The organism is Methylophilus glucosoxydans (assembly GCF_042676145.1).
GTDB classification, from domain to species: Bacteria; Pseudomonadota; Gammaproteobacteria; order Burkholderiales; family Methylophilaceae; genus Methylophilus; species Methylophilus glucosoxydans.
The window spans coordinates 104,479-126,735 of record NZ_JBHTJW010000002.1 but is presented as its reverse complement, the minus strand read 5'-3'; the positions used below and the strand labels follow the sequence as shown (position 1 = coordinate 126,735).

Annotated in this window: 17 protein-coding genes; 12 read left to right on the top strand and 5 right to left on the bottom strand. The window is 50.5% G+C overall.

Annotated elements, in window-relative coordinates:
• The first annotated feature begins 45 nt into the window (after positions 1-45).
• The 7 genes from ACFQ1T_RS03140 (at position 46) to ACFQ1T_RS03110 (ending at position 8,428) form a co-directional block, all read left to right on the top strand.
• Entirely contained in the window at positions 46-471 is a 426-nt protein-coding gene (locus ACFQ1T_RS03140) for a F0F1 ATP synthase subunit epsilon (protein ID WP_194749672.1), read from the top strand.
• Between the two features lie 96 nt (positions 472-567).
• Positions 568-1,938: a bifunctional UDP-N-acetylglucosamine diphosphorylase/glucosamine-1-phosphate N-acetyltransferase GlmU gene (glmU, locus tag ACFQ1T_RS03135; protein ID WP_275357508.1), complete on the top strand. Its 1,371-nt coding sequence runs from the start codon at positions 568-570 to the stop codon at positions 1,936-1,938.
• Positions 1,939-1,942: 4 nt separating this feature from the next.
• On the top strand, positions 1,943-3,778 hold the full coding sequence (gene glmS, locus ACFQ1T_RS03130; RefSeq protein ID WP_379073908.1) for a glutamine--fructose-6-phosphate transaminase (isomerizing): 1,836 nt from the start codon (positions 1,943-1,945) through the stop codon (positions 3,776-3,778).
• A 102-nt stretch (positions 3,779-3,880) separates the two neighbouring features.
• Positions 3,881-5,101 (top strand): EAL and HDOD domain-containing protein, encoded by a 1,221-nt coding sequence (locus tag ACFQ1T_RS03125; protein ID WP_275357511.1) that lies wholly within the window; start codon positions 3,881-3,883, stop codon positions 5,099-5,101.
• 115 nt (positions 5,102-5,216) lie between these two features.
• Complete coding sequence (locus tag ACFQ1T_RS03120; protein WP_194749676.1) at positions 5,217-5,681, top strand: Hsp20 family protein; 465 nt, start codon at positions 5,217-5,219, stop codon at positions 5,679-5,681.
• Positions 5,682-5,906: 225 nt separating this feature from the next.
• Positions 5,907-7,571, top strand: a complete 1,665-nt coding sequence (ettA, locus tag ACFQ1T_RS03115; RefSeq protein ID WP_379073905.1) for an energy-dependent translational throttle protein EttA — start codon at positions 5,907-5,909, stop codon at positions 7,569-7,571.
• Positions 7,572-7,663: 92 nt separating this feature from the next.
• A complete protein-coding gene (locus ACFQ1T_RS03110; protein WP_379073903.1) occupies positions 7,664-8,428 on the top strand; it encodes an arylamine N-acetyltransferase family protein in 765 nt (254 codons plus the stop codon).
• A 54-nt stretch (positions 8,429-8,482) separates the two neighbouring features.
• On the opposite strand, the gene ACFQ1T_RS03105 is transcribed toward ACFQ1T_RS03110, so the two are convergent.
• A complete protein-coding gene (locus ACFQ1T_RS03105; protein WP_379073901.1) occupies positions 8,483-8,704 on the bottom strand; it encodes a hypothetical protein in 222 nt (73 codons plus the stop codon).
• A 97-nt stretch (positions 8,705-8,801) separates the two neighbouring features.
• A complete protein-coding gene (locus ACFQ1T_RS03100) occupies positions 8,802-9,626 on the bottom strand; it encodes an SDR family oxidoreductase (protein WP_379073899.1) in 825 nt (274 codons plus the stop codon).
• Positions 9,627-9,685: 59 nt separating this feature from the next.
• Here ACFQ1T_RS03100 and ACFQ1T_RS03095 point away from each other — a divergent pair, with 59 nt between their 5' ends.
• Together ACFQ1T_RS03095 and ACFQ1T_RS03090 are read left to right on the top strand one after the other, a co-directional pair.
• Positions 9,686-10,060, top strand: a complete 375-nt coding sequence (locus ACFQ1T_RS03095; protein ID WP_313984707.1) for a DUF6394 family protein — start codon at positions 9,686-9,688, stop codon at positions 10,058-10,060.
• A 13-nt stretch (positions 10,061-10,073) separates the two neighbouring features.
• Positions 10,074-11,765 (top strand): potassium channel family protein, encoded by a 1,692-nt coding sequence (locus ACFQ1T_RS03090; protein ID WP_379073897.1) that lies wholly within the window; start codon positions 10,074-10,076, stop codon positions 11,763-11,765.
• 40 nt (positions 11,766-11,805) lie between these two features.
• On the opposite strand, the gene ACFQ1T_RS03085 is transcribed toward ACFQ1T_RS03090, so the two are convergent.
• From ACFQ1T_RS03085 to argS, 3 genes are all read right to left on the bottom strand, one after another.
• A complete protein-coding gene (locus ACFQ1T_RS03085) occupies positions 11,806-12,450 on the bottom strand; it encodes a thiol:disulfide interchange protein DsbA/DsbL (RefSeq protein ID WP_194749682.1) in 645 nt (214 codons plus the stop codon).
• A gap of 66 nt (positions 12,451-12,516) precedes the next feature.
• The gene (locus ACFQ1T_RS03080) at positions 12,517-13,110 is read right to left on the bottom strand and encodes an SPOR domain-containing protein (protein WP_275357522.1); all 594 of its coding nucleotides are present in this window, start codon (positions 13,108-13,110) and stop codon (positions 12,517-12,519) included.
• Between the two features lie 40 nt (positions 13,111-13,150).
• Positions 13,151-14,809 (bottom strand): arginine--tRNA ligase, encoded by a 1,659-nt coding sequence (gene argS / locus ACFQ1T_RS03075; RefSeq protein ID WP_379073894.1) that lies wholly within the window; start codon positions 14,807-14,809, stop codon positions 13,151-13,153.
• 59 nt (positions 14,810-14,868) lie between these two features.
• Here argS and ACFQ1T_RS03070 point away from each other — a divergent pair, with 59 nt between their 5' ends.
• The 3 genes from ACFQ1T_RS03070 to ACFQ1T_RS03060 all read left to right on the top strand — a co-directional run bounded on the left by ACFQ1T_RS03070 (position 14,869) and on the right by ACFQ1T_RS03060 (position 22,238).
• Positions 14,869-17,136, top strand: coding sequence for a primosomal protein N' (locus tag ACFQ1T_RS03070; RefSeq protein WP_379073892.1), 2,268 nt, complete (start codon positions 14,869-14,871; stop codon positions 17,134-17,136).
• A gap of 138 nt (positions 17,137-17,274) precedes the next feature.
• Positions 17,275-18,984 carry a ShlB/FhaC/HecB family hemolysin secretion/activation protein gene (locus ACFQ1T_RS03065; protein WP_379073890.1) on the top strand — a complete coding sequence of 570 codons (1,710 nt, stop codon included), beginning with the start codon at positions 17,275-17,277 and terminating at the stop codon, positions 18,982-18,984.
• Between the two features lie 200 nt (positions 18,985-19,184).
• Complete coding sequence (locus ACFQ1T_RS03060; protein WP_379073888.1) at positions 19,185-22,238, top strand: two-partner secretion domain-containing protein; 3,054 nt, start codon at positions 19,185-19,187, stop codon at positions 22,236-22,238.
• Positions 22,239-22,257 lie beyond the last annotated feature (19 nt).

Here is a 22,257-nt window from a genome sequence, read left to right as displayed (position 1 = left end):
GTGCCATCTGCCTGTTTATTTCAGTGATATAGAAAAGAGAACATTATGGCAAATACAGTGCATGTCGATGTGGTGAGTGCCGAAGAATCTATCTTCTCCGGCGAAGCCGAATTTGTCGTGGCCCCGGCAGGTGCAGGTGAAGTGGGTATTTACCCAAATCACGCACCAATGATTACCACGATCAAGCCCGGTGCATTGCGTATCAAGCAATCTGCAGAACAGGAAGAAACCCTGATCTTTATTTCTGGCGGCATGCTGGAAGTGCAACCAGGCATGATTACCGTACTGGCGGATACAGCCATTCGTGGGCAGGATCTGGACGAAGCCAAGGCTATTGCAGCTAAGGAAGCGGCCGAAGAAGCATTGAAAAACCGTTCTTCGGAGATTGACTATGCCGCAGCGCAAGCTGAGTTGGCAGAGGCTGTTGCACAAATCCAGGCAATTCAGAAATTGCGTAAATCAGTCCACTAGTTGTTGCATTAGCGTTTAACATTAAATTTAATGCAGACAATGACAAATGAGGCGGCTTTCAAGCCGCCTTTTTTGTTTCTGAGATAAAATAATCGCATGACTGATTTGAATATTGTAATTCTGGCGGCAGGCAAAGGCACCCGTATGCGCTCAGATCTGCCTAAGGTACTGCATGCCATTGGCGGCACACCGATACTGCATCATGTGATCAACGCCGCACGCAAACTCAATCCTCAAAAAATCATTGTGGTCTATGGTTTTGGGGGTGAACAGGTCCAGCAACAAACCCCGGGCGAGGATTTGGTGTGGGTTTTACAAGCCGAGCAACTGGGGACCGGACATGCCGTTCAGCAAGCCCTCCCCCATCTGCCTGCGCAAGGAAAAACACTGATTCTGCTTGGCGATGTGCCGCTGGTCGATGTTGAGGCCTGTCGCGACATGCTGTCACAGGCAGATGCACATCTGGTTGTGCAAACGTTTATCAAGGATGATCCGACCGGTTATGGCCGTATCGTGCGCAATGCACAAAATCAGGTTGTGGCCATTGTTGAGCATAAGGATGCCAGTGAAGCACAACGAGCCCTTCAGGAAGTGAATACCGGCATTATGGCCATGCCTAATGCAGCGCTGAAGCATTGGCTGGCTCAACTGCAAAACAACAATGCGCAGCAAGAGTATTATCTGACAGATATCATTGCAATGTCTGTGAACGAAGGACGGGCGGTACTACCACATGTGGTCGCCGATGCCTGGTCTGTTACGGGCATCAATTCCAAGCTGGATTTACAACAGATGGAGCGTGAATATCAACACAGACAGGCGCTCAACTTGATGACGCAAGGCGTCACCCTCATGGATGCACAGCGAATTGATATTCGAGGTCACCTGAACTGCGGCCGTGATGTGCGTATTGATGTGAACTGTGTCTTTGAAGGGGAAGTCACCTTGGAAGATGGTGTTGATGTCGGTCCAAATTGTGTGATCAAAAATGCTGTGATTGCACGCAATACCACATTAGCTGCATTTACCCATATAGAAGAGGCCAGGGTCGGACAGGATAGTAAAGTTGGCCCATTTGCGCGTTTGCGGCCAGGCACGCACCTGGCTGCCGAGACCCATGTGGGTAACTTCGTCGAACTTAAAAATGCCAGCGTTGGCCTGGGTAGCAAGGTCAACCACTTGAGTTATGTGGGAGACGCCACTGTCGGGGCAAACGTCAATATTGGTGCGGGAACGATTACTTGCAATTATGATGGGGCCAATAAACATCAGACTGTGATAGAAGATGATGTGTTTGTGGGTTCTGACAGTCAATTGGTCGCTCCTGTGACCATAGGCAAAGGGGCGACGATTGCCGCAGGCTCCACCATCACTAAAGATGTGCCTGCAGAGACATTAACGCTCTGTCGTGCACGTGAGCAACGTTCAATTCAAGGATGGAAACGTCCGCAAAAGGTGAAAAAATAAACATATGTGTGGCATTGTCGGTGCAGTTTCAAACCGTAATATTGTTCCCTTGTTAATTGAAGGCCTTAGCCGGCTGGAATATCGCGGCTATGACTCAGCGGGGATTGCTGTACTCAACCAGTCCATCGTACGTGTGCGTGCGGTCGGCCGCGTCTCTGAATTAGAGCGCAAAGCACAGGGCTTAACCAGCCAGATCGGCATAGGCCACACGCGTTGGGCAACGCACGGTGGCGTCACCGAACAAAATGCACACCCGCATGTTTCGCCTACGCAAGACCAGGCTGGAATCGCCGTGGTACATAACGGCATTATCGAAAACCACGATGAACAGCGTGACCGTTTACAAGCCTTGGGTTATCACTTTACTTCACAAACTGATACCGAAGTGATTGCCCATCTGGTGCATTATTATTACCAGCAGAGCAAAGACCTGCTGGTGGCTGTCAGACAAGCGATCAGTGAGCTGACCGGGGCGTATGCGATCAGTGTGATCGCCCTGGCCCAGCCACAAACCATGATTGTTGCCCGCTTGGGCTGCCCACTGTTGATTGGCTATGGAGAAGGCGAAAATTTCGTTGCTTCCGATGTGTCTGCGGTGCTGTCAGCCACGCGTAAAGTGGTTTATCTGGAAGATGGCGATGTCGCCACCTTGCAAACCGATCGCGTGACGATTATCGATAAGCAAGGTGAAACCGTGCAGCGCAAAGTGCACATGAGTGATGTCTCTCTGGCCTCATTGGAATTGGGCCCATATAGCCATTTCATGCAAAAAGAGATTCATGAGCAACCACGCGCGATTAGCGATACCATTGAGGCGCTTATTGATGATGGCGCTTTCAGGTGTGAATTGTTTGGTGCGACAGCAGCTGACATTTTCAAACAGATTGATAGCGTATTGATTTTAGCGGCGGGGACCAGCTATTACGCGGGCATGACCGCCAAATACTGGCTGGAAAGCATCGCAAAGATTCCAACCTCAGTCGAAATCGCCAGCGAATACCGGTATCGTGATTCGGTGCCTAATCCCAAGCAGCTGATCGTCACCATTTCGCAATCCGGTGAAACGTTGGATACGATGGAAGCGCTCAAACATGCCCAAAAACTGGGGCATCCTTTCAGTCTTGCCATCTGCAACGTGCAAGAAAGCGCCATCCCACGGGCATCATCCCTGATTTACTACACACGTGCTGGTGCAGAAATCGGTGTGGCCAGTACCAAGGCATTTACCACGCAATTGATTGCATTGTTTGTCCTGTCCGTTACCTTGAGCAAAGTACGCGGTCTCTTGACCGATGCGCAAGAGCAACAATACCTGGCCGAGCTGCGCCAACTGACCGGCAGCGTGCAAATTGCGCTGAATCTGGAGCCTCAGATTCGCGAATGGGCACATCGCTTTGGCGATAAGGAACATGCCTTGTTCCTCGGCCGTGGCATCCACTTCCCGATTGCGATGGAAGGCGCGCTCAAGCTTAAAGAGATTTCCTATATCCATGCCGAAGCCTATCCTGCCGGTGAGTTAAAACATGGCCCCTTGGCGCTGGTTGATAGCAATATGCCTGTGGTGGTGATTGCCCCCAACGATGCCTTGCTTGAAAAGGTCAAATCCAACATGCAGGAAGTCCGGGCACGCGGTGGCGAGTTGTTTGTGTTTGCGGATGCAGACAGCCACTTTCATGCGTCTGAAGGCGTACAGGTCATCCGCACGCCGCGCCATGTCGGCGCGCTCTCCCCGGTGTTGCATGTGATTCCTGTGCAGCTGCTGGCTTATCACGCCGCCTTGTTTAAAGGCACAGATGTAGACAAACCACGTAACCTGGCCAAGAGTGTGACCGTCGAATAATCATAAACCCCAGAAAAGCCCCGAGATTCGGGGCTTTTTTTTCAATACAAAATGGCGATGACTGCCATAAACTGGTATTCGGTGCTAATCAGGAATGCAGTCATGACCACGTCACAACACAGTATTATCGGTCGCCAGCCGGTTGTTAATGATCAACAACAAATCATAGGCTACGAGTTTTTCTTCCGTAATGAGACGGATGGCAGCAACACGCCATTTGAGGAAGATATTCAAACCTGCGCGCGTATCCTGAATACCACCATGGACGAAATGCATGAGAGCTGGTTACTCGGCCAGCAGCTGGCATTCATCAACGTCGATCATGTCATGCTCAATAGCGTGTTTCTGGAATTGATGCCGGCAGAAAAAACCGTGCTCGAAGTGGTGCATCACCTTCAGGTCACCCCAGAAATCCTGGCGCGTTGCCAGGAGTTGAAACAACTCAAATTCCGTATCGCATTGGATAATCCGCAACACTATCCGCATTTGGAAGCCTTGTTGCCTTATGCCGACTTTATCAAGATCGATATGCGCAATGTGGACATTGCACAAGCTAAACAATGGCTAAAAAAATACCAGCACGATCAATGTTCCCTCATCGCAGAAAAGGTGGAGGAAAATAACCAGTTTCAGGACCTGCTGGATGCGGGTTACCACCAGTTCCAAGGCTATTTTTATGCCAAGCCAGAAAATATCAGCAGCAAGGTCATTAATCCAAGCTTTGATGGCGTGTTGCATTTGTTGAACCTGGTCAGCCAGGAGGCAGAAAACAAGGACATCGAAAATGGGTTTAAACGTGATACCACGCTGAGCTATAAACTGCTGCGCTATATCAATTCCGTGGGCTTTGGCTTGTCATGCGAAGTGCAATCCATCGGTCATGCTTTGACCATCTTGGGGCGCAACCAGCTTTATCGCTGGCTGACTTTACTTATGGTCACGGCGGGTAACAACAGCAGCTCCCCTGCCCTGATGAAAACCTCAATTACACGTGGCCGCTTGACCGAGTTATTGGGCGAACCGTTTTTTGAAAAGCGCGACCGTGACAATCTGTTTGTGGTGGGCGTATTTTCGCTGCTGGATGTGATGCTTAAAGTGCCGATGGAAAATATCCTCGAGAAACTACAATTACCTGAGACGATCGTCGATGCACTCGTTGAGCGCCAGGGTATTTTTGGCCCTTTCCTCAAGCTCACCGAAGCTTGCGAAGATGCCAACAATGAAGAAATTTTAGAGATGGCTGCCATGCTGCAACTCAAGCCGGAAAAAGTTAATCAGTGCCATATGGAGGCGCTGGCCTGGACCGAGGCCCTGGGGATATAAATCAATACCTGACCCTCTTGAAAAGATAAAGCGCATACCCATTTACACGATACAGATGCTTGAAGTTTGAGGTCTGTGAATCATGTTAATCGCTTATTTTTGAAAGGATCAACGTATGCGTAGTTATGACTTAACCCCCTTCTACAGAACCGCAATTGGCTTTGACCGTTTGGCTAAAATGCTCAACGAAAGCCAGCGCAGTGAAAACGAAATCAGCTATCCACCTTACAACATCGAACTGGTAGACGAAAACGCCTACAAAATCGTGATGGCAGTGGCTGGCTTCCAGCAAGATGAACTGGAGATTGAAACTGAACACCAGGCATTGCGTGTGACTGGCCGCAAAGCCAAAAAAGAACAGGAAACCACCTATTTGCACCGTGGTATTGCCACCCGGGACTTTGAGCACAAGTTCCAGTTGGCCGATCATGTGAAAGTGACCGGGGCACAGCTCGAAAATGGCTTGTTGACGATTGCTTTGGTGCGTGAGATTCCTGAGGCACTCAAGCCACGCAAAATTGAAATTGGCACCGCAGTCCCAAATGCAAGCGCTACCTTGATCGAGCAAAAAGCAGCTTAAGCTTAGGGTGTAAAAAAGGGCCAGTTGGCCCTTTTTTCATATTTAGCTGCAGAATAGAAATCTGTTTAGTTGCTGAGCAAAGGCATACAGTCAACCGCCTTGCATGCGCATGTCACTGTCCGCATTCCACGCTCATCCGCGGTTATCTAACGCTAAAGAATTCCTTGTTTATCCCCGCTCTGCGTTAAAATAGCCGCTTCCAACCATACTCTGGATGTAATACAAATGGCGCAATATGTGATGTCCATGCTCCGCGTGAGCAAAATCGTGCCGCCCAAACGGCAAATCATCAAAAATATTTCCCTTTCATTTTTCCCGGGCGCAAAAATTGGCTTGCTGGGCTTAAACGGCTCAGGCAAGTCGACCGTGCTGCGCATCATGGCGGGCGCGGATAAAGAGTTTGAAGGCGAAGTGCAATGGCAACCGAATATTTCGATTGGCTATCTGCCGCAAGAGCCACAGCTGGATGCCGAAAAAACCGTGCGTCAGGAGGTCGAAGCCGGCTTGGGCGCTATCATGGAAGCCAAGCAAAAGCTGGAAGAAATTTATGCCGCCTATGCTGAACCTGATGCCGATTTTGACAAACTGGCCGAAGAGCAGGCCAAGTACGAAAATATCCTGGCCGCCAGCGGCAGTGACGTCGAGCAGCAATTAGAGATTGCCGCCGATGCACTGCGCTTGCCACCCTGGGACGCAAAAATCGGCCCGTTGTCAGGCGGTGAAAAACGCCGCGTGGCCTTGTGCAAATTATTACTGTCAAAACCTGACATGCTGTTGCTGGACGAGCCGACCAACCATTTGGATGCGGAATCCGTCGAGTGGCTGGAACAGTTTCTGGTGCGCTTCCCCGGCACCGTGGTGGCTGTCACCCACGACCGCTACTTCCTGGATAATGCCGCTGAATGGATTCTGGAACTGGACCGCGGTGAGGGTATTCCGTGGAAAGGTAACTACTCCAGCTGGCTGGAACAAAAAGAAGACCGCTTAGCGCTGGAGCAAAAACAGGAAGACGCCCACCGCAAAGCCATGAAGCAAGAGCTGGAATGGGTGCGCCAAGGGGCTAAAGCGCGTCAGAGCAAGAGCAAGGCGCGCTTGGCACGTTATGAAGAAATGTCCAGCGTAGAATACCAGCGCCGCAACGAGACGCAGGAAATCTTTATCCCGCCCGGTGACCGTCTTGGCAATCAGGTGATTGAGTTTAGCAACGTCTCCAAAGGCTTTGGGGATCGCTTGTTGATTGATAACCTCTCATTCACCATTCCGCCTGGCGCGATTGTTGGCGTCATCGGCCCCAACGGTGCCGGTAAGTCCACGCTGTTCCGCATGCTGCAAGGCAAGGAGCAGCCTGATAGTGGTGAAATCATCACCGGCCCAACGGTTAAACTGGCTGCAGTCGACCAGACCCGTGATGGCCTGGACAACGATAAAACCGTATTCGAAGCGATTTCTGGCGGGCTGGATGTGCTCAGCGTCGGCAAATTTGAAATGCCTAGCCGAGCTTATATTGGCCGCTTTAACTTTAAAGGTGGGGACCAGCAAAAAATCGTTGGTCAACTCTCGGGTGGTGAACGTGGTCGCTTGCACTTGGCCAAGACCCTGATTTCCGGGGCTAACGTCTTGCTGCTGGATGAACCCTCGAATGACCTTGATGTGGAAACCCTGCGAGCGCTCGAAGATGCCTTGCTTGAGTTTTCAGGTTGCGTACTGGTCACCTCGCACGATCGCTGGTTCCTGGACCGAATTGCCACGCACATTCTGGCCGCCGAAGGCGACTCGCAATGGACGTTTTTCAACGGCAACTATCAGGAATACGAAGCTGACAAGAAAAAACGCCTGGGTGAAGAAGGTGCCAAACCCAAACGTATCCGCTATAAACCGATTACGCGATAAAAGACAGCCCACCCGCAAGGTGGGCTTTTTTATGTGGATCGTGTTACTGTGGAGCGCACTTCAGAGCAACTTGTTCACAGGATCCTATTCACATGCAAGCAACCAATTTCAAACTGCAAGATTATTTCAACCGCATAGGCTATGTCGGACAGCCTGACACCAATATCGAGACCTTGCGTGCACTCATGCGCTGTCAACTATTCAGTGTGCCGTTTGAAAATCTGGATGTACAGGCTGGCAAGGTGGTTTCCATGGTGCCAGAGGAGATAGTCGAGAAAGTTATTTATCGGCAACGCGGGGGATATTGCTACGAAGTGAATGGGGTCTTTGCCATTGCATTACAGGCGCTGGGCTTTCGCTTTCAGCTGGTCGCGGCGCGACCAATGTTTTATCCGGTGCGCAGACCCAAAACGCATATGGCAATTGTGGTGCATCTCGAGCAACAAGCCTGGTTATGTGATTTGGGTTTTGGCAGCTATGGTATCCGCGCACCACTGGCCTTAAATAGGCTGGATACGGAAATCATGCAGGACCATGATTGCTTTATGTTGCGTACCCAGGGCGAGCGCGAGTTTTTAGTACAGGCACGCGTCGATGAGGGCTGGCAAAACCAGTTTGCGTTTGACCTGCATCCCTGGGAGTGGATTGATTTTTATCCGGCAAATTTTATGAACTCCACTCACCCTGAGGCGATTTTTGTGCAGAGATTGCTGGTTGTATTACATCAGCCGGCAGGCAGGATGATTTTATTCGGCGACACCTTGAAAACCATCACCGATGGCGTGGTGACAAAAAGGATCATACCGAAGAGTGAGCGTAGCGATACGCTTAAAACCCTCTTTGGGTTGTCGACGTAAAAACCTTTGCCCCATGCATCCTTACCTGGCAGGACGTCGCAGAGGCTGGTTTGACTAGCGTGGAGCAGATTGCTCTTTGTTCACCAGTTTACGTATCAGCCGGTTGGCATTAATGGCTGCCAGCGTGGCACCGAATTCGTAATCGTCAAAGCGGGAAGCTTCAATATAAGGCAAGGCAACCAGCTTGCCGTTAATCAGGCAGATGCGGCATTGGTCTTGCCAGACCTCGTGTGCTTGTGGCTGTAGAGGGCGTTGGCGGGGTTGGGTGTTGTCCATACTTCTCTTAAAACAAGGTGGGTTTATTTGATTATCTCCAACTGAAATATCTACTCAATAGCCTGTTCGGGCTAATCGACCTTGATGGCGGCTAAATTTAATCGGGTAGCCTGGCTTTATGCGGTGCTTTTTTCATGATCCAGTCCCACAGGCCGGGCGGGATCAGGCGGAGCAGGCGTGCGACGATACCCATTTGCCAGGGGATGACACTAAAGCGGCGTTGTTGGGCAATCACGCGCATGGCTTTGCGGGCGAAGACATCGGCATCCATCAGAAAGGGCATCGGGTAGGTGTTGATGTCGGTCATGGGCGTGCGGATGTAGCCGGGGGCGATGGTGGTGACGGTAATCGCATATTGCTGCATTTCGACGCGCAGGCTTTCGAGGTAGGTAATGGCCGCTGCTTTACTCGCGCTGTAAGCGCCGGCGCCAGGCAAGCCGCGAATCCCGGCCACACTGGCGATGCCAACTAGTTGCGCCATCTTGCCCTGCACTGTTGCCTGTTTCATGGCCTCGATAAACGGTTGAAAGGTGTGCACCAGTCCCATGACGTTGGTATCAAACACGGCTTGAAAGGCGGGGATGTCGTCCTGGTATTCGGTGAGGGTGCCACGGCTGACGCCGGCGTTGCCGATGACGATATGCGGGGTGCCATATTGCTGGATGGCGGCTTGCGCCATGGCTTGCATCTGGTCTGCCTGTCTTACATCGACGGTGTAAGTTGTACAGGCAACCTGATATTGGCTGCTCAGCTGACTGGCAAGCGCTTGCAGTGCGCCCGTATTGCGACCGCACAGACTTAGTTGCAACTGTTGCCGATAATGTTGGGCATAGGCCGTGGCCATGGCGGCGCCTAGGCCACTGGAGGCACCGGTAATCACAATATGCAGGCAGTAAGAATTGGTTTTCGCCATAAAATACATTGCAGTAAACAAATTTTAATCGGGTAGAATGCCATAAAACACTGGTCGGGGAAACGTAGATGAATTTAGAAAAAGTGATTTTTGGCTTTTTTATTATTCTAGCCATGACACTTAACTTTGGATTTTTTGTTGGTGATATTGATAACCCGCAACATCACTTGCATTACGAGTTGTATGTCGCCATTGTGGTGAATTTGATCGCCACCGTACTTAAATTTGGTGACCGGACGCAGATTGGCGCGATCCACCTGGCTACCAGCCTGGTCGCTGATTTACAGTTGATTGCCGCAGCAATTATCTGGACCGTTGCTGGTAGCAACGGCGCGGATACTGAGGTGATTGTCGGGGTGGTTTCTTTGTCTGGTGGTGCATTTCTCGCCAATATCACGTCGGTCATTTTGCTGATTTATGAAACCGTGACCTTGCGGCGCTAAGCACGTAGTCAGCATGACGCTCAATCAAATTGTGTTCTGGATTTTGCGGCGCATGCGTGCGCCGCTGCTGATGTTGATTGTCAGCTATGCCATTGCGATGATCGGCTTTGTGTTGATCCCCGGGGTGAATGACCGCGGCCAAGCCTATCATCTGAATTTCTTCGATGCTTTTTATATTCTGAGTTATACCGCGACCACTATCGGTTTTGGTGAGCTCCCCTACCCGTTTACCACGCCACAGCGCTTGTGGATGACTTTTTCGATTTATGTGACGGTGATCTCCTGGTTTTACGCCATCGGGGCGATTATCGGGTTGTTTCAGGAGGGCGCACTCAAGCAGGCGTTTAAAACTGCGATTTTCCAGCGCGATGTCAAAAACCTGATGGAGCCGTTTTACCTGATTTGTGGCTATGGGGAAACCGGCGGCGAGCTGGTCAGGGCGCTGGATAGAAATGAGTTGCGGGTGGTGGTGCTTGAGCGCTCGCCAGAACGCGTGAATGAACTTGAGCTGACGAATTACCAGTTTCATATTCCGCACTTATGCGCAGATGCAAAGTTATCCGAGGTGTTGCTCTACGCCGGCATTAAAAATCCCATGTGCCGCGGGGTGGCGGCGCTGACCGATGATGACCATGCCAACCTGGCAATCTCGGTGGCGGTGAAGCTGATCAAGCCTGGATTGCCGGTGCTGGCGCGTGTACAGGATGATGTCATCGCCGCCAATATGGCCTCGTTTGGCACAGACCGCATTATTAATCCTTACCATATTTTTGGGGAACACTTGGCCATGCGGCTCAACGCATTGGGCACTTACCTGCTGCATGAGTGGTTGACGCGTGCACCGGGCGATGCGATTGAAACCCCGGCCGCCATTCCGCAAGGCCACTGGATTGCTTGTGGCTTTGGTCGCTTTGGCAAGTCCGTCGTCAAAAGCCTGCAAAATGAGGCCATGCATGTCACGATCATCGAGGCAGATCCGGCAGGCACGCAATGTGAGCAATGCATTATCGGCAGCGGTGTGGAGTCGCACATCTTGAAACAGGCCGGGATTGAGCAGGCGGTGGGTATTGTAGCGGGCACCGACAATGACATTAATAACTTGTCTATCGTCATGACGGCATTGGAACTCAACCCTAATCTGTTTGTGATCATCCGCAAGAACAAGCGCCATAACGAGCCGCTGTTTCAACATTTTGATGCCGACATCACCATGCAGCCCAGTGATGTGATTGCACACACCTGTTTGTCTTATATGGTTTCACCCATGTTGGCCGAGTTTCTTGCCACGGCGCGGCATCAGGGCAATGCCTGGGCCAATGCCGTGATTGCGCAACTGGTTTCCAAGCTCGGTGAGCAAGTGCCAGATACCTGGGATATTACGATTGCGGATGACATGGCCGTGGCGGTGTGTGGCCTCATGCAGCAAGGCATGCGGCCAGCGCTCAAGCATTTACTCATGAATCCTGCCGGTCAACAGCGGCATGAAATGCCGGTGGTGCCGTTAATGTTGCTGCGCGCGGGTGAAAAAATGTTATTACCGGACCTGGCGACGCCGCTGGAGATGGGCGATAAAATTTTATTCTGTGGTTTGGATCAGGCCAAATCGATCCAGCGCTATCTGCTGCACGACCTGAAAACCTTGCATTATCTGGTGACAGGGAATGAGATGCCTGAAACCTGGATTGGCCGCTGGCTGAAACAATAAAAAACCCTGCCTAAGCAGGGTTTTTTATTGTCATTGGTGCTTATTTTTTACCCGCTGCGCGGTCCTTGCGCACGTTCTGGATAATAAAGTCCGCTGTTTGCAAGGCAGCTTCATTGCCTCCGGCCATGGAGCTGCCGGTGATGTATTTGCCATCAACAATCAAGGCAGGTACGCCTGTAGCGCCGGAAGCGCGGAACACCTGCATGGCTTTGTTCATTTGCATGTTCAGCGCAAACGACTTAAAAGCTTTTTCAACTTTAATCTTGTCCAGGCCACCTTGTTTGGTCACCCAGTCAATGGCTGCAGCTTCGTCCGCCGGGTTCAAGCTTTTTGTTTTATGAATGGCGTCAAACAATGGGGTATGCAGTTTATCCAGTACGCCCAGTTCTTGCATGGCAAAATAGGTTTTGGCCATGGGCGCCCAGCTGGCATTGGGTAAGGCTGGCATGCGTTTGAAATACACATCCGCAGGTAATTTTTTCACCCAGGCTTCCAGCGGATGCTCCATGTGATAGCAGTGCGGACAGCCGTACCAGAATAACTCCATCACTTCGATTTTGGCAGGTTGATCGGTCGTTATTTGCTGTGCAACCTGATCAAATTGCTCACCCATTTGCGGCTCAGCCAAGGCAGCAGTGGCGGTGAAGCCTGCCCAGAGCATCAAACTTAACAACATTTTTTTCATGATATTCGTTTCCTTATGTGTGGAAAGTAATGGTTTAACGTGACAGTTGGCGATACGATGACAGCATTAATGCGATGCTGAAGATTCGATATTGACCTTGATCAGATTAGGCTGAAAGCCATTGGTTTCCAGGTCATGGCTGATTTTTGTAATTTTTGCCAGATCGTTGAGCGGTCCAATGCGTACACGGTGCATGGTGCCCTTGTTCGGAATTTCTGCCGTTTGTACAACGGCCTCAAAGCCTACCAGTGCCAGTCGGGTTTTGAGATTGTTGGCATCATCCTCTTTGGCAAACGCGCCCACCTGAATAAAGTAGCTTTCTTGTTTGATAGTCGGGTTCTTTTTCACTTGCTCTTCACTGATTTTGCTCTCGGTATCCGGCAAAATGGTGTAGAAGTCAAATTTGTTAGGGTCCTCAATCGAGGTGCTCCCAGGTTTGACTTCTTCTTCGGTGACGGTGCTTTTGATCGGCAGCTCTTGCGAGCCGCTGTCATTCTTGAAGGCGCTGGAGAACGGGCTGTGGTCACCTTTGATATAAATGATGAGCGCGACCGTCAAGGCGACGCCCAAAAACAAGCCGACCAGCAGGCCGTTAAAGAAGGTGCTGCCGCTGCTCTTGCTTTTTGCTTTGGCTTGTGAGGGTTTGTAGTCGCGACTCATAGATAATTTGAACCAATCAATTCGGGCACTTTTCAGGTGCTTACATTTTATCCGGGGCGCTTACCCCCAGCAAAGACAAGCCATTGCGAAGGACGACGCGGGTTGCGGTAATCAGCGACAGGCGTGCCAGTTTGACTTGTGCATCATCCACCAAAAATTTGGTGTCATTGTAATAACTATGCAGGGCACTGGCTAGCTCCTTGAGATAGTTGGCCACCATGTGCGGTGCCAGTGCCTGGCAGGCGCTGCTGACCACTTCAGGGTATTGCCCCAAGGCTTGCATCAGGGTTGTTTCTGCTGCGCTGTTGAGTGGTGACAGGTCGGTGGTGGTGAGGCTGCCAACATCGCCGCCCCATTGAGTCAATACGCTGCAAATGCGCGCATGCGCGTATTGGATATAGTAAACCGGGTTGTCATTGGTTTGCGCACGTGCCAGATCGATGTCGAACACCAATTGCGAATCCGGGCTACGCGCCGCCAAAAAGTAACGCGTGGCATCACAGCCAACTTCTTCAATCAGGTCGCGCAAAGTCACATAGCTCCCTGCACGTTTGGAGAGCTTGACCTCTTCACCGCCGCGCATCACCGTGACCATTTGGTGCAGCACGTATTCGGGCCAGCCTTGCGGAATGCCAACATTGAGGGCTTGTAGCCCGGCGCGCACGCGCGTAATGGTGCTGTGGTGGTCTGCGCCCTGCTCGTTGATCACACGTTTGAAACCGCGCTGCCACTTTTCACGATGGTAAGCGACATCCGGCACAAAATAGGTGTAGCCACCTTCTTTTTTGCGCATGACGCGGTCTTTGTCATCACCAAAATCCGTTGTGCGCAGCCATAAGGCGTCGTCTTGTTCATAGGTGTGACCACTGGCGATCAGCGATTGCACGGTGTTGTCTACCTTGCCTTCGGTGTATAGCGCGCTTTCGAGTGAGAACACATCAAATTTGATCTGGAATGCCTGCAAGTCGAGATCTTGCTCATGGCGCAAATAAGCCACCGCAAACTTGCGTATGGATTCCGTATCATTGACATCACCGCTGGCAGTCACCTGCATGTCGTCAGCAGTCACCGTCGCTTTGGCTAAAAAGGCCTCTGCAATTTCGAGGATATAGTCCCCACGGTAACCATCTTCAGGGAAGCTTGCATCGTCTGGCGTTATCCCTTGCGCGCGCGCCAGCACCGATTTGGTCAGGTTATCGATTTGTGCGCCTGCATCATTGTAATAAAACTCACGCGTCACCTCCCAGCCATTGGCGGCCAGTAATCGGCATAAACAGTCGCCGACTGCAGCACCGCGGCCATGGCCCACATGTAACGGGCCAGTGGGGTTGGCAGAGACAAACTCCACCTGGACTTTTTCGCCTTGCCCTGCCGGGTTGCGGCCAAACTGGTCGGTTTGTTTCAAAATATCGTGCACGATGGCCTGTTTGCTATCTGCCGACAAAAAGAAATTGATAAAGCCTGCACCCGCAATCTCCACCTTGCTGATCACCTGGTTGGCGGGCAAGCCGTCGATAATCTGCTGGGCAATCATGCGCGGATTTTGCTTGAGCGGTTTAGCCAGTTGCATGGCGATATTGGTCGCGAAATCCCCATGCTCGGCAGATTTTGGCCGCTCAAGGATGATATGGAGACTGGAGGTGTCTGCCACCAGCGGCGTCACCGCTTGCAGAATCAGTTCTGTGATCGTTTGTTTCAAGGTTAAAATGATGCGTTATCGTCAAACCGCCATTTTAACCTAATTAAGCCTTTTCACCCATGTGTTCAACATCCGCCGCTCCTCAGGTCACCACGTCCGCCAGCATTGTGCGCGTCGTGCTTGATGTGCCGCTGGACCGTGAGTTTGATTACCTGAATCCTGGCCTGGTGATCAAAGTGGGTAACCGCGTGGTGGTGCCATTTGCCGGACGGCAACTGGTGGGGATCGTGATGGCTCTGGTCAATGAGACCGATATCCCCTTGCCCAAGCTCAAAGCGGTATTGCAAGTGTTTGACGACGTGCCGCTGGATGCTGCCAGCTTCAAATTGTTGCGCTTTTGTGCAGACTATTATCACTATCCGTTTGGGCAAACCGTATTATCCAGCCTGCCATTGCGCTTGCGGCAAATCAAGCCGGCGGTGTCGCGCAAAATGTGGCTTTATCATCTGGCACAAGCGGTGCCAGATGCGTTGATCGGCAAGCGGCAACAAGTCTTAGCGAGGTTGCTGGCCTTGCTGCAGCAGCACGCGGAATGCAGTGAGGCCATGCTCGCCGCGGTTTCTGCCACCTGGCGCAAAGCGTTACAGCCCTTGCTGGATGGTGGTTATGTGAGCAGGCGAGAGGTCATCGCGACCCGGCCCTCCATGCCTGCTTCCGCGCAGGTCCCCGAACTCAATGACGAGCAGGCCGCGGCCGTTGAGGCGATTCTGGGCCGCCTGCATGGTTTTCAGCCCTGGCTACTATTTGGGATCACGGGCTCGGGTAAAACCGAGGTGTATATTCGCTTGCTGGAAAAAGTGTTGGCTGATCCACAGTCGCAAGTGCTGATTATGGTGCCCGAAATCAACCTGACACCGCAGCTGGAAAGCCGTTTTCGTAGCCGGCTCAGTGAGTACGCATTGGTTACCTTGCATAGCCATTTGAGTGAGAGTGAGCGCTTGCAAAACTGGCAAGCGGCACAGTCTGGCGCCGCACGCATTGTGATCGGGACGCGCTTGAGTGTGTTTACGCCGATGCCGCACCTCAAGCTGATGATTCTGGACGAAGAGCATGACAGCTCTTACAAGCAACAAGATGGCATGCGTTATCATGCGCGCGATGTTGCGCTGGTACGTGCGAAGCAGCATGGTGTGCCCGTGGTGCTTGGCAGTGCCACGCCTTCGCTGGAAAGCTGGTACAACGCAACGGGCGATCAGGAGCACGCAGGCGGCAGAAAGCCGATTTATCGTTTGCTCACATTAAACAAGCGGGCGGTGGCGCAAGCCACATTGCCACGTATTTTTTGTATAGATACTGCGCATCCGCCGCCAGAAGCAGGATTGACGCCCTTGTTAAAGCAGGCGATAGAGCAGCGTTTGCAGCGTGGCGAACAAAGCTTGTTGTTTATTAATCGCCGTGGCTATGCCCCGGTGCTGCATTGCTCGGCCTGCCAGTGGCTGGCCGATTGCCGCCGGTGCTCTGCCAAAGCGGTGCTGCACTTGCGGCAGCGTGTGCTACGTTGTCACCACTGTGGCGATGAGCAGCCTATTCCGCTGCAATGCCCAAGTTGCGGCAATCCGGATTTGCGCCCGGTTGGTCAGGCGACGCAACGCATCGAGGAAACGCTGCAGCAGGTGTTTCCGCAGGCGCGTGTGGCGCGCGTGGACAGAGATACCATTCAGGCCAAAGATGCTTTAACCACCTTGCTTTCCGAGGTGCATGCCGGTGAAATCGATATTTTGGTGGGCACCCAAATGCTGGCCAAAGGCCATGATTTTGCTAATCTGACCTTGGTGGGTGTGCTCGATACCGACAGTGCATTGTATAGCCCGGATTACCGCGCCAGCGAGCGCTTGTTTGCCCAATTAATGCAGGTGGCCGGTCGTGCAGGCCGTGGTGAAAAACCGGGTGAGGTATTAATACAAACGGCCTTCCCGCAGCACCCATTATTTACCGCCTTGCGCGAGCAGAATTACGCCGAGTTTGCACAGGCTTTGTTGCAAGAGCGAATGGCGATGCAGTTCCCGCCTGCTACCTATATTGCCGTGATGAAAGCAGAAGCCACTGAGTATGCCCTGGTAAACCAGTTTCTGACGGAGTTTAGTTTGGCCGCCAGAGCCTATGTCGATCAGCATGCTGCAACTTTGCCTGATCAGCCGCTAATTTATGATCCTGTCAGACCAGGGCTTGCACGCCTGAACCGTATGGAGCGCGGTTATGTGATGATGCAATCTGCACATCGCAACGCCTTGCAGCAGCTACTGCAAGTCGCCGTCGCCTGGGTAAGAGCACATCCATTACAGGCGAAAATTCGCTGGGTATTGGATGTCGATGCCCTGGAATACTAGCAAATTTGCAAAAGTGGTCTTCAATGACAGGGTGTTTTGTAAAAAAGGGTTAGTGTTTGATTGTTTTTTAAGGTAAATTTAAGGGTTGCGATATTATTTGTAGCATATTGATTTTAATAAAAGTTTTGGGGAGTCATCTTGAAAAAACACACGACAGGTATGCGCCTGATTCCTTGGCTGGTCATGGGATATTGCTCGCAGGTTTTGGCAGGGGGCGTTTCGTTCCCTGAGCCCTTGCAGCCCAATATCCCTAGACCGATTATTCCAGAGCCACGGCCCATTATTCAGGTGCCACAAGAAACGCCACAGCCAGAAAAAAAACAAAAGAAATCCAGTCTGAAGATTGTGGTAAAGGCGTTCAAATTTTCTGGCAACAAACAGTTTTCAGATGAGGTTCTTGCAGCACAAGTCGCCTCGCTGACTGGCCATGAAGTGGGTATGCGCGAGCTGAATGAAGCGGTGGGTACCATTCGGAACTATTACCGCCAACGTGGCTACTTGCTGACACAAGTCTATTTGCCTACGCAAGATTTGCAAAAAACTACTGAAGCAGAAGCTGTGGTTGAGTTGGCGATTCTGGAAGGTACTTTGGGCGAGGTGAAAGCCGAAACCGGTGAAGGGCTGGATCAGTCGTATTTCCAGTCTGTTTCCGAGTACGGCTTGAACAAGGGGGATGTGCTTAATGAGCGCAACCTTGTGCGCAATATCATGGTGATGAACGGCTTGCCGGGCATTCAGGTCACCTCTCAGCTCAACCCCGGTGAGGCTGTGGGCAGTTCAGATGTGGCTGTGTCTGTTGAACCCAGAGCGCGTTACAGTGGGTATGTTGCGGCAAACACTTACGGCAACCGTTACACCGGTCGAGAAACATTAGGTTTTGGCGGTGCCGTCAACAACCTGAACGGTCGTGGAGATCAATTGGCGGTGGTGGGTAAAGTTTCCAGAGATGAAGGTCAGCGCTCATTGAGTGGATTGTATCTGACCCCTGTTGGCAGTGCAGGTAATATTTTAAATCTGGCTTACAGCTATGTAGATTATGAGCTTGGTCGCGATTTCAAACAGTTTGATGCGTCGGGCGATGCACATTATTTTTATGCGTCTTTAGAACATCCCTGGTTACGTGAAACCAAAAAAAGCATTTCATTCAAAGTGGGTAGCAACTACAAAATTCTGGATGACGATGTGAAGGCATTTTCTATTAACAACCGCCGTAACATTAGCAGCCTTGAGCTCGGCGTGTTAGGTGATTGGATCAATGAGACCGGTGACGTTGCTTATCAATGGAGTTTGGTGCTCACGCAAGGGAATGTTTCATTCAAGGATGCCTCAGCAAAGGATACGGATAGGTCTCAACTTGATACCCAGGGCAGTTTTACCAAATGGAACTGGACTTCCAGCCGTACGCAGGTATTCGACAATGGCGTTAACTGGATTGTGCGGGCAGATTACCAAGGCACAAATAGTAACCTTGATATCGCAGAGCGCTTTGGTATTGGGGCCATTAACCGCTGGCGTCAATTCTCTGATATCCCCAGCCAGGCAGACCAAGGCTGGATGGCTGGGACAGATTTGCGCCGTACTTTTGCGACCACGGGCGCTGACGTGACTCCCTACATCCAAGCTGTGACGCCGTTTGTTTTTTACGATGCGGGTCGTGGCAAGTTAAATCATGACCCGATTGGCAGCACTAACTATGTCCGCTCCCAACATGTGGGTATCGGTACTGATATCCAGATTCCAGGGCAGTGGGTATTAACGACCACCTACTCCCAGCAAAAGCGTGATCTGGATGGTTCGGGTAGTAATACTGAATACCAGTTGTGGGGGCAGCTAAGAAAGAGTTTCTAGTATTTCTAGCAGTCAATAAACAGGCTTTGAACCTGACATAAATCATAAGTAGCCCAGATGAATAGCGTTAGTCATACTGGGCTACATACAAAAAAAAATTCCTGAATCAAAATTACATCCATATCAGGAATATGAGAGAAGTGATGGTAACCCACTGGTCATGAGATCAGTGGCGTTTATTATTAACAAGGAGAAGTGTCATGAAAGCAGCATCCTTAAACCACGTCTACAGATTGGTGTGGAGTCATGTGCAAAATGCATGGGCTGTAGTTGCAGAGACAGCGCGTAGCAAAGGCAAAAAATCGTTGTCCGTAAGTAGCAGAATACAGAGTCAAAGCCTTACTTTTAGTGCTCGATTAAGTAAGTCAGCTAAGCTTGGATTAAGAGTGAGTTTAGGAGTCGCCGCGCTCACAGCCTCAGGCGTTTCTTATGCGCTCCCTTCTGATGCAAAGCTGGACATTGGGCATGCAACTTTTGATGTGAGTAACAATGGCACCACGCTTGACATCAATCAGACAACCTCCGCTCTCAAGGCTTCTTGGCATAGCTTTAATATTGGGTCAAACGAAACAGTTAACTTGAATCAGCATGCTGGCGACCGAGCAATGTTTATGATTACCGGGCCTGATGCTTCGCAAATTGAAGGCAAGTTTAATGTTAGCAATATGCTTTTATTTGTGAATCCCAACGGCATTTATTTTGCCAAAGGTTCTGAAGTTAATGTTGGAAATATTATCCTCTCCACATTAAAAATTACCGATGATGATTTTCTGGCCGGACGTTATAAATTTACAGGCACTGACAATATGGGGTCTATTGTCAATCATGGTGTTATTAAAGCTAAAAATGAAGGTTATATCGTTCTGCTTGGTAAATCAGTAGAAAATACCGGTACGTTGGTCGCAAATAATGGCAGTGTTGTGCTCGGATCGGCACAAGAGGCAACACTGGATTTCTTCGGTAATGGTCTTATAAAGGCGAAGCTCTCGGGGGATGCTCTCGAGGCCAATATCAAAAACAGCGGCGCTATCTATGCCGATGGCGGCTTTGTACAAATGGCTACCAATGCCCGTGCTTCTGCAATCAATATCTCCGGGATTGTTGAGGCTAATCAATTGGTCGAACGTAATGGCGTCATCCGTCTGGAGGGTGGAGATAATGCCAAGGTTGAAGTGTCTGGTCGCCTGATTGCGAAAGGTCTGAACACTACTGGCGGCAGCATTGAGGTCACAGGTGAGCAAGTGGCTTTGATGAACGGCGCTGTGCTGGATGCTTCTGGTGATAAAGGCGGCGGCAAAGTATTGGTAGGGGGTGATTACCAAGGTAAAAATGACGCGGTTTACAACGCAAGAACCACTTATGTCGCCAGCGGTGCAACGATCAAAGCGGATGCCATTGAAGAAGGTAATGGCGGCAAAGTGGTGGTCTGGGCAGATGATTTGACCCGTTACTATGGGGATATTTTTGCACAAGGTGGTGCGTCAAAAGGTAACGGTGGGTTTGTTGAGGTTTCTGGCAAGCAGTATCTCGCCATGCTTGGGGATGTCAATGTTGGTGCAGCCAATGGTATTGGCGGCTCGGTTTTATTTGATCCCACGAATATCGTTTTAGGTAGTAACTCGACTAAGGTGCCAGCAGATGTAGCAGGGCCTGACGTTGCGTTTGCTGATAATACTGGGGGTGTTGATACTTTTATAGACGTTAAAGATGTAATCGGCTTTAGCGAACTATTTTTGCAGGCAACTAATGATATTACTGTTAGTAGCGCTTTGAATATGACTCAAGCAACTGGCAGTGTTCGAATGGAAGCAAATAACAATATTAATGTAAATGCAAATGCAAATATTCAATCAGGGCCAATTGGCTCGATTAGTTTGACAGCAGATAAAGATGGTCAAAATGGCGGCGATATCAATATCAACGCAAATATCACGAGCGGGAGTGGAGGGGTATTTCTTTCCGCAGCGAACATAGCCGTAAACCAGCCCGGTGTGAATATCAACACGACAGGCAATATATTCAATGGTATTGCTGGGAGTGTAAAAATGGAGGCTACAGGGGATATAAACCTTGGCAATGCCAATATTAATGCTGCTGGTGCAGGAGTTGGTCCTGGTACTGGTGCCAATGGTGGCAATGTTGAGATTAAGGCCAACAGTCTGACCATGACGGGTAATATCAATACAAGTGGTTCAGTTTCTAATCAAACATTAGGCAGCGGTGGACAAGGTGGAGTGGTTACTATCAATACAGTAAATAATATTACTGTTGGCAGTATTACTACCAGTGCTGGAGATGCTGGCTCAACATCGGCGAGTTCAACGCTATCTGGAGATGTAACCCTGGCTAGCTCAGCAGGCAACATAACTACGGGCAATGTTAACGCCAATGGTGGAATTAATAATATCGGTGCTAAAGTCACCATGAATGCAGCAGGAGAAATTAAAACGGGTGATATCAATACCAGTGCTGGTGCTGGGAGAAGTGATACTGATGGTAAGAGCGCGGGGGGTATAAATATTACCGCGGGCACTAACCTCACAGTTGGAAAGATCACTGCATCTGGTGCAGACGGGAATGGTACGAATAAGTCTGGTGGCGTTGCGGGTGCCGTTAATTTAGTAGCAACCACTGGCGATGTCACTTTTGGTGGGATCACTAATAATGCGGGTGCTAAAACTGGTACTGGTGTGAATGGAAACTCTGCAAATATTTTTGTCCGTGCTGGTCAAGATGTGATTCAAAATGGGGATATCAACACAACAAGTACCTCTACTAATGCAGTAACACAGGTCGCTGGCCGTGATTACAGAAATAGCAGTAACTCTGATATTTCAACAGGCACTAATGGTCGGTGGTTGATCTATTCAACCTCGCCAGATAGGAGTCAACCTGGTTCTAATGTGTTGGCTAAAGTTAACTTTCAACAGTTTGGTACAAGTTATGATGCAGTTAAAAATAACATTCAACAACTAAACTCTTCTGGGAATGGCTTGATATATACGGCGCTACCAGTTACTCCTCCAACCACGCTGTTGAATATCTCTCCCCGTGACAACGCTGGTTTAGGTGGCCTGGTCGGAACTAACCCTGCTTTGAATACGATGACCATCGTTTCTCTGAACCCTGCTGCGGGTGATGACGATGATCCTGATGCAGTGGCTTGTCCAGTGAATGAAGATCACCTGGGTAGTACCCCTATCCTGAGTTCTGGGGTTAAATTGCCGGATGGCGTGAACTCAAATTGTATTTAATCACTTGAGTGCGAATAAA

Bases quoted from the DNA above. Each gene is read 5' to 3' on its own strand.
- ACFQ1T_RS03120 (WP_194749676.1), top strand. From the start codon at position 5,217: ATGCGTAGTTATGACTTAACCCCCTTCTACAGAACCGCAATTGGCTTT.
- ettA (WP_379073905.1), top strand. From the start codon at position 5,907: ATGGCGCAATATGTGATGTCCATGCTCCGCGTGAGCAAAATCGTGCCG.
- ACFQ1T_RS03110 (WP_379073903.1), top strand. From the start codon at position 7,664: ATGCAAGCAACCAATTTCAAACTGCAAGATTATTTCAACCGCATAGGC.
- ACFQ1T_RS03125 (WP_275357511.1), top strand. From the start codon at position 3,881: ATGACCACGTCACAACACAGTATTATCGGTCGCCAGCCGGTTGTTAAT.
- ACFQ1T_RS03085 (WP_194749682.1), bottom strand. From the start codon at position 12,450: ATGAAAAAAATGTTGTTAAGTTTGATGCTCTGGGCAGGCTTCACCGCC.
- glmU (WP_275357508.1), top strand. From the start codon at position 568: ATGACTGATTTGAATATTGTAATTCTGGCGGCAGGCAAAGGCACCCGT.
- ACFQ1T_RS03095 (WP_313984707.1), top strand. From the start codon at position 9,686: ATGAATTTAGAAAAAGTGATTTTTGGCTTTTTTATTATTCTAGCCATG.
- ACFQ1T_RS03105 (WP_379073901.1), bottom strand. From the start codon at position 8,704: ATGGACAACACCCAACCCCGCCAACGCCCTCTACAGCCACAAGCACAC.
- glmS (WP_379073908.1), top strand. From the start codon at position 1,943: ATGTGTGGCATTGTCGGTGCAGTTTCAAACCGTAATATTGTTCCCTTG.
- ACFQ1T_RS03090 (WP_379073897.1), top strand. From the start codon at position 10,074: ATGACGCTCAATCAAATTGTGTTCTGGATTTTGCGGCGCATGCGTGCG.
- ACFQ1T_RS03100 (WP_379073899.1), bottom strand. From the start codon at position 9,626: ATGTATTTTATGGCGAAAACCAATTCTTACTGCCTGCATATTGTGATT.
- ACFQ1T_RS03070 (WP_379073892.1), top strand. From the start codon at position 14,869: ATGTGTTCAACATCCGCCGCTCCTCAGGTCACCACGTCCGCCAGCATT.
- ACFQ1T_RS03080 (WP_275357522.1), bottom strand. From the start codon at position 13,110: ATGAGTCGCGACTACAAACCCTCACAAGCCAAAGCAAAAAGCAAGAGC.
- ACFQ1T_RS03140 (WP_194749672.1), top strand. From the start codon at position 46: ATGGCAAATACAGTGCATGTCGATGTGGTGAGTGCCGAAGAATCTATC.
- ACFQ1T_RS03060 (WP_379073888.1), top strand. From the start codon at position 19,185: ATGAAAGCAGCATCCTTAAACCACGTCTACAGATTGGTGTGGAGTCAT.